Source organism: Nostoc sp. CCY0012 (genome assembly GCF_963920855.1).
In the GTDB taxonomy this organism is placed as follows: domain Bacteria; phylum Cyanobacteriota; class Cyanobacteriia; order Cyanobacteriales; family Nostocaceae; genus Cyanocohniella.
Map to the genome: position 1 here is coordinate 17,597 of NZ_CAWUDM010000034.1, position 13,321 is coordinate 30,917.

At 41.8% G+C, this 13,321-nt stretch carries 8 protein-coding genes; 5 read left to right on the forward strand and 3 right to left on the reverse strand.

Annotation, left to right across the window (positions count from 1 at the left end; all coding sequences use genetic code 11):
* Positions 1-37: 37 nt before the first annotated feature.
* Positions 38-2,929: a glycerol-3-phosphate acyltransferase gene (locus tag ACM0OS_RS11940; protein WP_414543402.1), complete on the reverse strand. Its 2,892-nt coding sequence runs from the start codon at positions 2,927-2,929 to the stop codon at positions 38-40.
* Positions 2,930-3,873: 944 nt separating this feature from the next.
* Between ACM0OS_RS11940 and ACM0OS_RS11945 the strand changes: the two genes are divergently transcribed.
* The gene (locus tag ACM0OS_RS11945; protein WP_414543403.1) at positions 3,874-4,551 is read left to right on the forward strand and encodes an S-layer homology domain-containing protein; all 678 of its coding nucleotides are present in this window, start codon (positions 3,874-3,876) and stop codon (positions 4,549-4,551) included.
* A 231-nt stretch (positions 4,552-4,782) separates the two neighbouring features.
* On the opposite strand, the gene ACM0OS_RS11950 is transcribed toward ACM0OS_RS11945, so the two are convergent.
* Positions 4,783-5,919, reverse strand: a complete 1,137-nt coding sequence (locus tag ACM0OS_RS11950) for a cob(I)yrinic acid a,c-diamide adenosyltransferase (RefSeq protein ID WP_414543404.1) — start codon at positions 5,917-5,919, stop codon at positions 4,783-4,785.
* Positions 5,920-6,106: 187 nt separating this feature from the next.
* Here ACM0OS_RS11950 and fraC point away from each other — a divergent pair, with 187 nt between their 5' ends.
* The 3 genes from fraC (at position 6,107) to ACM0OS_RS11965 (ending at position 8,581) form a co-directional block, all read left to right on the forward strand.
* Complete coding sequence (gene fraC / locus ACM0OS_RS11955; protein WP_414543405.1) at positions 6,107-6,658, forward strand: filament integrity protein FraC; 552 nt, start codon at positions 6,107-6,109, stop codon at positions 6,656-6,658.
* 54 nt (positions 6,659-6,712) lie between these two features.
* Entirely contained in the window at positions 6,713-7,738 is a 1,026-nt protein-coding gene (fraD, locus tag ACM0OS_RS11960) for a septal junction protein FraD (RefSeq protein WP_414543406.1), read from the forward strand.
* Positions 7,739-7,801: 63 nt separating this feature from the next.
* On the forward strand, positions 7,802-8,581 hold the full coding sequence (locus ACM0OS_RS11965; RefSeq protein WP_414543407.1) for an ABC transporter permease: 780 nt from the start codon (positions 7,802-7,804) through the stop codon (positions 8,579-8,581).
* Here ACM0OS_RS11965 and ACM0OS_RS11970 read toward each other — a convergent pair.
* The gene (locus ACM0OS_RS11970) at positions 8,578-9,237 is read right to left on the reverse strand and encodes a pentapeptide repeat-containing protein (protein WP_414543408.1); all 660 of its coding nucleotides are present in this window, start codon (positions 9,235-9,237) and stop codon (positions 8,578-8,580) included. The two genes, ACM0OS_RS11965 and ACM0OS_RS11970, sit on opposite strands and share 4 nt — an antisense overlap.
* Before the next feature lie 539 nt (positions 9,238-9,776).
* On the opposite strand from ACM0OS_RS11970, the gene ACM0OS_RS11975 reads away from it, so the two are divergent.
* The gene (locus tag ACM0OS_RS11975) at positions 9,777-13,157 is read left to right on the forward strand and encodes a PAS domain S-box protein (RefSeq protein ID WP_414543409.1); all 3,381 of its coding nucleotides are present in this window, start codon (positions 9,777-9,779) and stop codon (positions 13,155-13,157) included.
* The last annotated feature ends 164 nt before the right edge of the window (positions 13,158-13,321 follow it).

Genomic DNA, 13,321 nt, shown 5'->3' on the forward strand with positions numbered 1-13,321 from the left:
TCCCCCCTGCTCCCTGCTCCCTGCCCCCTGCCTCTTCTCACTCTGGCCTCAAATCATTAGATAATTCAATAATCCCCCTAGATCCATCAATCCTGACTCGTTGACCATCTTGCAATATCCATGTAGCACCGCGAACATCCATGATGGCAGGAATACCGTACTCCCGCGCCACGATCGCACCGTGAGAAAGTCGTCCCCCGGCTTCGGCAATTATTCCTCCCGCCCTGACTAACAGAGGCGCCCAACCGGAATCTGTATAAGGTACTACTAAAATTGTGTCACGGTTGATTTCTGGTAAATCTTGTAAATTGCGTACCACCTTCACCCGTCCTTCAGCTTGTCCGTGGCTGGCGGGAATGCCTTGTAATATTTGGTCTGAGTAGATTTCCGAGGATTCTAGGGCATGGGGTGTGGTGTTACCGTAAACTAAAATGGGGATTTGGTTGATTTGGCTATCTTGGCTAAATTGCGATCGCCTAGATTGTAATATCTCAGATAAGCGATCGCGCAATTCGGCATCACTATCGGCTACTAAACGCCGCACTTCATCCAACTCCAGAAAAAAGATATCTCCAGGTTCTCTGAGGATGCCCATCTTTAACCAAATTTGTTCTAAAGCCACAAATCGCCAGCGTAATTGGGCTAATAACCGGGAATAAACTTCGGTAACTCGCCCTTTGATATCAACCCGTTGCTGGACTATCCCCCGTTGACGCTTGCGGGACAAAGCACGGTTAAGAGAATTTACCCCTTCTGTCTCGGCTTTGTTGATCATCAACTGCACAAATAACTGCTTGACTGGTTGGGGGTCTTCTTTCCAGGTGGGAACGGCTATATTTGTCCCAACATCACTTAAATAGCCGTAATCCTCTAGCAATTCGTTAAATTCGTAGAGAATCTTATCTCCCTCTGGTGTTTGCGCCAGTTGCTCAAATATTTGATCGGGATCACATTCAGGTAATACTTGTTTAGCATCTGCGGCTAATGCACTCAAAGACCTTAATGCCGCTACTTCTGGGGTGACGCTGTTATCGATGCGCCCATCTTTTACCCGAAAAATAGCTTGTCTAAGAGCTGCGCTTAAGGGAGCTAAAATACTGTAGTAAGTGCCACTGCGGAGCAATTCCAGAATAAAATCAATTCTTGCTAGTAACTCAGATGGTTCTAGGGCATCGATTGATTCATTGGCTAATTGTGACAAACCCGGAATAAATACTCTGCTGTAGTCGCGTTTAAAGTCCTTTTCTAACCGCAGTTCTCGCTTCAGTAGCCTTGTCAGTCCTGGTAAATTCTCGAAGGTGGACTTTAAAGGCGGTTTGCTCATTTTCTCGCCTCTAGTTAAAAATTCCAGACTTTCCGGTGGTAAACCCATCCGCAGAAAAATCTGTCCTAAGAGAGATGCATTAAAATAAGCTCTAGAATAGTGCAATGTGGCAGTGTCAGTAAAATCTAAACCCAAAGCGCGATCGCCTAGAACTAAAGTAAAAAGATCCCCCCAAACCCCACAAGTTAATGGGCGATTAATCGACCACGTTAAGGGGTGAATCACACCCGGAATCACTTCGGCGGCAATTTTTCTTGTCCAGATGGGTAATAGGGTCGTAATGGGTCTAGCTTGCAATACCCAGAGGGTTTGACTGTCGTAACTCCACTCAATATCTTGGGGAATGCCGTGATAGCGTCGTTCTAATCGCCGGACTAAGTAGGCTACTTGTTTAATTAATGCTTGGGGGACTTGTCCTGTTCCCTCTACTTGCACAGAGGAAAAATCGTCTGTCTCTACTACAAAAGCGCGATATTGTTCTGGTGTGACTTTGCCAGAAACAACTTGCGTGGGGCTACCTGGTAAAGCCTCAATCACAATGGCCTCACCTTGTTGGGTAATGGGATCACGACTGAAGGCGACACCAGAATACACACTCTGGATTTCTTGTTGCACCAGCACAGACATTGCTGTATCTGGTAACCCGCGATCGCGTCGATATTGTATAGCAGATGGATGATTGTAAGAAGCTTGGACTTGGGCGATCGCCTCTTGTAATTCTTGTTTGCTGGTGACTTGCAAAATTGTTTGGTACTGTCCAGCAGCGGAAGCGTGTTCGGAATCTTCCCCAATGGCTGAAGAACGCACCACTAAGGGCGATAAATCTGAGGGCTGAAGAATGGCGATCAATTCTTCGGGATCATCAATTGGGGAAATCACCCAACCCTTGGGTACTGGGTAGCCCCAACGCTTAATTTGAGAGAGTGTAGCCGCTTTTTGCCCCACAACAGCTACATCCAGTTCATCATCTAAAGAAAGAATCGGGCGACTACCCCGTAAATATTCCAACGTTGCTTGGGAATCTGATTCGGCCTCTCCCACTGGCAAATTCAAGTCATCGGGAATTTGTGTATAAATCCACCCCAACACCCCAGCTAAGACAATAGCAGCAATTATTTTGGGGAAATTGTCCACATTTAAGAGGATCACAAATAAAGGAAAAATAAATAAAACTCCTACTTTGACCAGTTTTCTGGAACGTAGAAGTGTAAAGCTGATGATTGCCAACAAACTGGTAAATACGGTCACTAGGGGATCATGTGCAAGAAATCCCCAAACGACATTCGTAGTGCCTGCGCCTTTACCCATCCAGTATCTACCCAATACTAAGGCAATTAGAGCTACTAATTCCCAAGATGAGCCGTCAGGAAAAAACACACGAGACAGCAAAACTGCCCCGATGCCTTTGAGGGCCTCTGACAAAACTGCCAAAAGTCCTACTAATGTACCGCCGTGGTAAAAAGCGGCTGAAACGCTGATGTTTTTCGTGCCGATTCGTGATAATTGCCGACCCTTGAAAGCATAGGTAATCCAAGCAATCACTGGTAAACCGCCCAAGAGGGGGCAGGCAATTAAAATAACTAAGGCACCCCAAAGTTCAATCATTGTGGATTTTGGATTTTAGATATATATTCCATCTAAAACCTCAAATCTCAAATTCTAAAGTTTCTCTGAAATTTTTTGATGGTAGTTAGGGAACTTTTATGTTAGTTGCTTAATGGACACTTGACTGCGGCAGAAACCGTATTTGCAAGTGTCCCCCTCAGCCGCTAATTCTGAAGCTGCTAGTTACCTAGTTTAGCGCATAGGCAGCTTGCAGCGCCCAAACAATCAAGGCAGCAATCGATCCCAAGAGCAGAACGGTGGAAATGGTGACTAGTTTGGGGGAATCTGCCCCCTTAAATTTCATAATTCCTCGATTTAAATCGGACATAGCTTTGTAAGCCTCCTTTGCTACAGGGCTAATTTGTCCGTTTTGATTGTAGTCTTTCTATTTGCCGATCAAGCGAAAGTTCTCATAATATTTTGTTTAAGCTTTGCAACAATGTCATTCATACATTGACTGCCTAACTGTTTCTCCAAGGGGGTTACAGGGCTTGTATTGCCACAAGGGTAATTATGGGCTGAAGGTGACACCAAGTTAACTTGGCTGAGTAAATAAGTTCGTAGTCAGGACTTTAGTCCTTGGCTTGAGGGCTTCAGCCCTCACTACAAACTCAGGAAAATTTTTTGGGCAAACTACTAGTACAAGTCGGGGAATTAACCCCTTGTGGGCATAGCTACGTTTAGCGCCCAGTGTGCCTTGGGCTGCTTTTATAATTGCCAGGGCTAGGTGCTAAAGAGTGAAGTGTTACTGATTAATAGCACGGATGCATTTGTCAGATGCTAAAAAATTATTTAAATTACTATATTTTTAGAGGTATAGCTGGCAACTTTATTTTCAATAAATGCGTCATCAAAAACAAACTTGATATGCAATTGTCTCATCATATTAGGTAACAACAGAACTCTGGTAAATACAAATTAACAAATTGAAAGTGGTAATATTTATGCGGCAATTATTAAGTACTCTTTCTTTGCTAGCACTTCTCCAAAGTGTCTCCCTAATGCCTCAAGCCAGAGCGCTAGAGCCTAATAATCAAATAGAATCAACTGCAATTCAACAGGTAATTACAGCCAACTTAATGACAAATTCACCTGATGGCAACTTTTATCCAGAAAGGATGATTAATCGGGCAGAATTAGCCGCCATTATGGTGAAGGCATTTAACTTAGATAAACGAGATGCCGTGAAACAAGGAGAGACGAGATCTGTACCAGATGTTCCTCCCTCCCATTGGGCATTTAATGATATTCAGACAGTTCTCAAAACTGATATTATGAGAGGCTACCGGGGAAATTTATTTTTCCCAAATCAAAGAGTAACTAGGGCAGAAGGTTTGGCTATTTTTGCCCAAGCTTATGGTGTATTTCAGTTTGGTGATGACACAGTAAGTGAAATACTTGAATCCCATCCCGATGCAGCATCAATTCCCACATGGGCTAGAAGAGCGATCGCTACAGTAATTGCCGAAGGTTTTATCAACACAGATAGCCAAAACAATATTTCCCCATTACGACCCATGACCCGTGGGGATATGGCTTACGTATTAAGTAAATATTTAGAAAGACAGCAGCCATTACCACCAACACCGATAGTTCCTGGTGTTCCTGCAAGAGTGGAGTAGGGACAAGGAAGGGGACAAGGGGACAAGGGGACAAGGGGGACAAGGGGACAAGAATAAAATTACTTCCCTATCCCCAATTCCTATTTCCTTCCCTTTTTGGTAGTGAAGACAGTAGTAAACATCATCAACATACCGCCTAGTAGAATAGCGATCGCTAGTCCTCCTGTGATCAAGTCGAGTAAATTGTTGTTGTCCATGATAAATGAAAATTTGTAGTCAGCACTTTAAGGCTTAAAAATCAACGCCACGTTTAAGTTCTACACCTTGATTGGCATAGTGTTTGTGGCAGTATACCTCAGAGTGAACGCTAGCTAAATCAAAGTAGGCTGGTTGTTGTTGGCAACGTCCAGTAATAATGACTTCGGTATCGCGGGGTTTACGCAGTAAAGCTTGAACTATGGGTTCCACGGGAAGTAGTTCTAGGTCAACTGTGGGATTGAGTTCATCCAGGATAATGGTTTTGTACAATCCAGAGGCGATCGCAGTTTTGGCAATCTCCCAACCTCTTTCGGCTTCTATATAGTCTAGTTCTTGTCGGGAATTGCGCCAAACGATGGCATCACGACCACAGCGTTGATGATCTACAACCTCTGGATATGATTGTTGCAGGGCTGCGATCGCTGCATCTTCTGTATAACCACTACCACCTTTGAGCCATTGCATAATCAACACGCGGGTAGAACCTGGATGATTGATTCCCCTCCCGATAGCTTGCAAAGCTTTACCTAAAGCACTGGTGGACTTACCTTTACCTGCACCAGTGTAAATTTCTATACCCTCTAAGAAGAGAGCTTTGGCCGTAGGGTGGTCTTGAGGTTTCATTTCCGAGTGCAAATCCGCAATATCCAGTAATTCTGGCGGTGCAGCACGTCCAGTAGCAATGATTTCTAATTCCTGGGGTTTAGCTTTTAATGTCCGTACCACTTCATCCACGGGTAACAAACCTAAATCCAAAACCGGATTAATTTCATCTAAAACCACAACTGAATATAATCCAGAGGCGATAGCGCCTTTAGCTACATCCCAACCCCGTGAGGCTTCATCTTCGTCAAAAGAGGTAATTTCCTCCGGCCCAAAAAATTCCGCTCTCCCAGTACGTACCTGGTCAATTAAATGAGGGAACCCACGCTGTAAAGCGGCGATCGCCCCATCTTCGTCATAATCCCGTTCTGGCCCTTTTAAGAACCGCAGTAGTAAAACCCGGTTGGAATCGCTCGGTGTATTTATTCCCAAGCCAATTGAGCGCAAAACAACCCCTAAAGCCGCTTGGGACTTACCTTTACCCACACCATCATAGACGTGAATTTGACCAGTGAGCCGTTCAGGACGCACTTGCGCCGTGCGAATACCGATGCCGTTCCTTGTCATTTCTTGAAAAGCTGTAATGTGGCAGTCTTTAATTTTACAGAACCTTTTGTCATATCAGCCAGAAAAAATATCATTGGTCGAAAACTTAACTCCATCCCCCTACTCCCCAATAAATAGGTGTATACTGGCACACCAAGATGTAATCCCAGTTATACTTTCTAACATTAACCCCGACTCTTGACATTTTATGTTTGGACTTGAAAATTTCACTATTCCCAGCATTTGGCCTCTTGGGGCCATATTGTTTGAATTTTTATTTTTACTGACTGCTATTCCTATAGAGGCATATGTATTGAATAAGCGGCTACAATTCGACAAAAAAACGAGTATGTTTTATGCCATCTCTATAAATCTTTTTTCTAGCACTATTGGTTGGATTATATTTTTCTTTATAGAACCAATGTTGCCTATAAATTTAAAATCAGAATTAATTGGTTACATGGTTTTTAATAACTTCCGGCGTGATAGTTCACAAGCTATTATGATTTTTACAGCTTTTATTATGTTTTTTGTTACCTTTTTAATGAAATTTTTTCTTTTAAGAATTTTTGTGGTTTCCTTAAGAGAAACATTTGTTATTAAACAAGAAAAATTACCAACTTCTAATCGTTTAAAATGGCGACGTGCCAGCACTGTGAGATTACAAAATTCAAATTTAGTTACCACTGTATTAATAGCCAATTCACTCAGCTACAGTGCTATTACTATTATTTTGCTATTGGGTAGAAAAACTGTTTAACTGCTACTTAATCTGAAAAAATACTCATAAATTTATGAATTGGAGGTGTGAATAATGGTAACAATCTTTAAAGACCTCTTAAAGTTATTCAGCTTTACCGCAGGACTTTACGAAGGAATTAGAAAATTAATAATTCCCACTAGGGCTTATTCTTGGCAGACATTTATTTATCTGAGTATATTTTCTTGGGCGCTTTCATCTTTAGCTATTGGCTATGTAAGCAATATAATTGGATTTTGTGGTTGGTTATTTTTAATAACTGGTACCGCATGGTATACAACTGACGATCCTTTAAGAGTTCCCGGCACTTTTATGCCAGTAGGCGCAGTAATTACTGGCTTTTTAGTGAGTATCTTTTTGTTCCGCGATCCAGAAAGGGTAATGACAACAAGAAGTATTGTGCTGTGGCCCACAATCTCTGCATTAATTACGGCATTTCCTGACTTTATTGAAGGTGGAGAAAAAACTAAAGCCAAAATTCCTCAACCGGCAATTCGGGAAAAAATCATAATTTTAGTAGCTAGTTGTACGTTACTTAGTTGCTGGATTCAATTTTATTTTGTTATGGATAATTGGTTTACACAATATCCCAGTTTACTGGCAGATAGTTTTAATCGCAGTACAATTGTTTGGAGCATGGAAGAACCACAAGAAATACCCAAGAATGGTGTTTTAATTTTGGAACAACTGCAACCAATTGTAGAAAAAGAATTAGCCAACAGACCTTGGTCAGAAGTTGAAAAATGGTTGATAGATGCACAACAGCAAGTAGGAAACTTGGGAAGAGAAGTAATTAATATACATTTGGCAGAGTTTGAAGAAAGAGAGTTATGGCGTGTAGAACCGCGGATAACTAATACTCAAGCTGGGTATAGATTAGATTTACTGAGTATTTGGTCAGGGCCAAGTTCTAACCCCCAAGGGTATTATTTGCAAAAATCTTGTCGTATTGACCCCATTGCATCATCTAGCAGTACCATCGTCACTCCCACTCAAGCAGAGATTAAAAATACAGTTGCAGAAGTTGAATGCGATCGCGTCAGTAAATTGGTAGCTGGTGCGCCGCCACCGCAGCAGTGATGGTGGAGAAACTCCCAACTCCCAACTCCCAACTCCCAACTCCCTAGCCACAACTAACAAGCAATGAACTTAAGCAGAATTTTTGTCATCGCCAAAAACGTCTTTCGGGAAATGGTACGCGATCGCATCCTGTATATTATCGGTTTTTATGCCCTCATACTGGCTGTGGCTCTGCGTGTCATCCCTGAATTTGCCGCTACGACTGAAGATAAAATGTTTCTGGACTTTGGTCTAGCAACAATGAATATATTGACTTTAATTGTTGCCATATTTATCGGTACAGGACTGGTTAATAAAGAAATTGATAAACGGACTATTTTGGTGTTAATTGCCAAGCCTGTGAGCCGCAGCGAAATTATCGTGGGCAAATTCTTGGGTTTATCGGCCGTGTTGAGTGTACTTGTGGCTGCTATGACAGTCATTTATTTAATATTTTTGCAGATAGGGAATATTCCTCATTCAATTCCCAGCATATTAATTGCCACGTTTTTCTTATGCTTGCAATTATCTTTAATTACTGCCGTAGCTATTACCTTCGGTGTCTTTACAAGTTCCCTATTAGCTGTCACTTTAACATTTGCAGTTTACTTAATGGGGAATATTACCCCAGATTTAGTTCAACTTGGTCGCTTGAGTAATAACCCGATGATGGCCAGGATAACTCAAGGCTTGTATCTCATTTTGCCAGATTTATCTCGATTAGATTTGAAAAATGATGCTGTTTATGGTTTGCAAGCATTACCTGATGCCACAGCACTCATGACTAATGTCGGCTACGGCTTACTTTATAGCATTATGCTACTAGCGATCGCTAATCTGATCTTCTGGCGACGTGAGTTTTAATCCCAAATGACTATCTGAGGATCACAAATCGTACCATCAGGCATGATAGTGTCTCGTAGTTTCGCATAAATTATTTTAGTTTCCCAAAGATTTGCCTGACTCAAGTTAGCCCTAGTTAAGTTTGTTGATGTCAAGTCTGCACCGCTTAAGTTAACTTCGGTTAAATTAGCTTCTAGTAGTGTCGCCCCACATAATTTTGCTCCCGCCAGATTTGCTCTCAATAAATTCGCCTCAATCAACGATGCTTCAATTAATATTGCTGCACTCAGGTTGGCTTCAGTTAAATCTGTATCACACAAAGAAGCACCCCAAAGGTTAATGTGACTGCATTGCGTCCGCCACAAGCGAGAACAACAGATATTAGCAGATGTTAAATCAGCATTAGTGAAATTAGCTTCAGACAAATTAGCTCCAGATAAATTAGCCCCACGCAAAGTAGTTTGTATTAAATTTGCCCCATTTAAGTTAGCCCCAGTGAGATCAGAGCCAGATAAATTGGCCCCATGAAAATCTGCACCCATCAAGTTAAAACCGCTAAAATCAACTGATCGCAAATCAATTCCGCTTAAATCACAGCCACTAAAATCTCTACGCTGACAAGCTTTATCTTTGATTTGATCCAATATTAATTCTTGGTTGTCAGCATAATTTCTCATGATATTCACCTCAATTGATAATAATCACAAAGATTTAGTTTTTATGAGTCCTGGGTAATTTATGACTCAGGATTCATGTCTTTGTGAGTGAGAGTTACTGTATTTCGAGATTACACCTCAAATGCCCATAATCTTGCTCAAAATTCAGGAATAAATTGCGAAAAATTTGCTCATGAGCGGAAAATCCGCCTAGACAGTAGTATGGTCAACAATAAATGCTGACATAAGTCATGAAAAATTGATAATGTAAAACATATCGGGTCTATAAACTAATGCCTAATCTCACCCACTTAATTATTACTCAGGCACAATATTCAGGAGAACCGATAAAGCTAAGTCTACAAATTGAACACTTTATTAATTAACACCTATCTATAGGAGGATTTATTTACTTACCAAGTTAGATTAAAAGAAAGCGAATGTTTAATATTTAAAATCAGCCGCATTTGGGTAAAAAACGGCGGATTAAGATTTTTATAAAGAATTAGATCCCGTTTCTTGGCAAAACAGTTCCACTGCATTCATCTAAAGCGAACAAGATGCAAAATCAAGAAAAGTGTGATTATGACTTGGCTGACCAGCGACAAAGTAATATGAAAACCGCTACGGTAGAAGAGGGGATGATATTTCAGTTGGCAAATGGCAGTATACAAGGTTGTAATACTAGCGCTGAACTGATTTTGGGACTCACAGCCAAGGATATACATGAATGGGATTCTCCTAACGCCTGCTGGCAATTTGTTGATGAAAATAGCATACCCTTGACCGCATTAACCCATCCAGGGATGCTGGCTTTGGGTACAGGTAAGCTCTGCTTAAATGTTGTTGTGGGGTTAGATAAACCAAACACAGAATTAAAGTGGTTGTTGATGAACTGTCAGCCTTTATTTCTAGCTGAAGAAAGTTCACCCTATGCAGTTGTCTACACTTTTTCTCATATCACTAAACCAAATTCCCAGCAGATTCACAATGATTCTGGGACAGAATATAAAACCCAAATACCCATATTAGAAATGAATGAGCCAAATACTAATGCTGAAATAATGAGGCAATTAGTAGCAAGTGAAATTAAATTTAAAAAATTATTTGACTCGAATATTATTGGCATCGTTATAACAGATTTCACTAATATTATTGAGGCTAATGATATATTTTTACAGATGGTGAATTATACCCGTAAAGATTTGCTAGCAGGGGAAATTTATTGTCTACAAATTACACCTCCTGAGTTTCACCATCTAGACGAAAAGGCATTACAAGAACTTGTCACAGTTGGAAGCTTTACACCTTTTGAAAAGCAATATATCCGTAAGGATGGGAGTCGGATCACGATTTTGATTGGTGGGGCAATTTTAGAGCAGTCTCCACCAACTTGTGTGTGTTTTGTGATGGATTTAACTGAGCGCCAACAAACACAAAAATCATTGCGGGATGTTCTGCAAAGACTAACTTTCCATGTAGAAAACTCTCCTTTGGCGGTAATCGAGTGGGATCATGAATTTCGCGTATCTCGCTGGTCAAAGGAAGCTGAACGTATTTTTGGCTGGCCCGCTGAGGAAGTCCTCGGTAAACAGGTAAATGATTGGCAATTTGTCTTTGTGGAAGATGTAGAGGTCGTCAATAGTGTAATTGACCGGTTATTTAATTGCAGTGAAACACAAGTAATCGCCAACAACCGTAACTACACCCAAGATGGAACTGTACTTCATTGCCAATGGTATAACTCAGCTTTATGTGACGAATCAGGCAAGTTAATTTCTGTATTATCACAGGTACTAGATGTTACGGAAACTAAACGAGTAGAAGCCGCATTACGAGAAAGTGAAGCCCGATTTCGACAGATGGCGGATATCTCTCCTACTTTGATTTGGATGAGTGATACCAGCAATCTTTGTTGGTATTTTAATCAGCCTTGGCTGGAGTTTACAGGACGAACAATGGAGCAAGAAATGGGTCACGGTTGGACAGAAGGGGTGCATCCTGACGACTTACAGCGTTATTTTGCTACTTATATTAATGCATTTAATACCCGTAAAGAATTCCGAATGGAATATCGGATGAAACGGGCTGATGGGGAGTATCGTTGGATTTTAAATATGGGAGTACCGCGTTTTACATCAGAAGGTACTTTTCTCGGTTATATCGGTTCCTGTATTGACATTACCCATCGCAAACAAGCAGAGGCAGAAAAAGAGAAAATGTTAATGCGATCGCGGCAATATACCAGACAACTACATGGGTTGATGGAGGCGGCAGTGGCGATTAATTCAGCACTCTCCATCGAAGAAGTATTACGTTTAATTACTGAGCAAGCCCGCGAAATTATTGGCGCACATCAATCAGTCACCAGCGTGATAATTGATGATGATGATGAACAAGCCATGAATGCAACTTCACTGTCCGATAAATATGCTGCCTGGCGAGATCAATGTCAACAATTAGATAGCTTAGGCATTGAACCCAGTATTCATCAAACAAATGGGCCTATACGCCTATCTCAAGCAGAACTCACATCTCATCCCCAATGGCAGCAGTTTGGTCAGCAAATAGACAAATACCCACCGCTGCGGGGATGGTTAGCTACTCCCCTCATTGGCAGAGATGGTCATAGCATCGGACTAATTCAGTTATCCGATAAATATGAAGACGAATTTACCAAAGAAGACGAAGCCATTATCGTGCAATTAGCACAAATGGCATCCATCGCCATTGAAAACACCAGGTTATATGAAGCCGAACAACAAGCACGCGCCCAAGCAGAAGAAGCCAACTGCATTAAAGATGAGTTTTTGGCTGTCCTTTCCCACGAATTGCGCTCCCCCCTGAATCCGATTTTGGGTTGGTCTAAGCTACTGCAAAGTCGTAAATTTGATGAATCAAAAACCACAGCAGCCTTAGCCACAATCGAGCGCAATGCTAGGTTACAAGCACAATTAATTGAAGATTTACTAGATGTCTCGCGGATTTTGCAAGGCAAGTTGACGCTCAATGTGGATAAAGTCAATCTGGCAACGACGATTACCGCAGCAATGGAAACAGTCCATTTAGCAGCCAAAGCAAAATCCATCAAATTAAAGTTTCAGCCTCATACCGATGCTCCAGTTCTAGTCATGGGTGACCCCAACCGCTTGCAACAAGTGGTCTGGAATCTCCTTTCCAACGCCGTTAAATTCACTCCCCCAGGAGGACAAGTACAAGTTTGCTTAGAACAAATTGATTCTCACATTCAAATTCAAGTCATTGATACAGGTAAAGGAATAGACCCTCCTTTTTTGAGTTATGTATTTGATTACTTCCGTCAAGCAGATAGCGCCACCACCCGAAAATTCGGCGGGTTAGGGCTGGGGCTAGCAATTGTGCGACAGTTAGTAGAACTCCACGGCGGTACAGTCGGCGCGGATAGTCCAGGTGAAGGAAAAGGAGCAACTTTTACAGTCCAGTTACCAGTTTTGTCTACACAATTGACCACAGTAGAGAACCAGGAAGAAGAAACAATGGACTCCAACATAGGTAATCTTCAGGGCATCAAAATCCTAGTTGTAGATGATGACCTTGACTCGCGTGACTTTATTAGCTTTGTCCTCGAAGAAGAAGGCGCAGAAGTGATTTCAGTCTCATCAGCCATTGATGCACTAGAAACCCTGCCAGCATCAAAAGCAGATGTGCTACTGAGTGATATTGGAATGCCAGACATAGACGGCTATATGTTGATGCGCCAAGTGAGAACTTGGACACCAGAAACAGGCGGAAAAATCCCCGCGATCGCTCTTACCGCTTATGCAGGAGAATATAACCAAGAACAGGCATTATCAGCCGGTTTTCAGATGCACGTCACCAAACCAGCCGAACCCACTGAATTAGTTGCAGCCGTCGTTAGATTAGCTGGGAAAAAGGTTGTGAGTTTAGAGGCTAGAAACTAGTACCGCAAGGCGGAAGTCAAAAGTCAAAAGTCAAAAGTTTACCCTGAGCTTAGTCGTTCGCGTTAGCGTCTCCGAAGGAGAAGGGTCAAAAGTCAAAAAGCTTATTTTCTAGGCTTTTCATTGATTTCAACTGGTCTGTTTATTTACGCCGAATTGTACTAGAC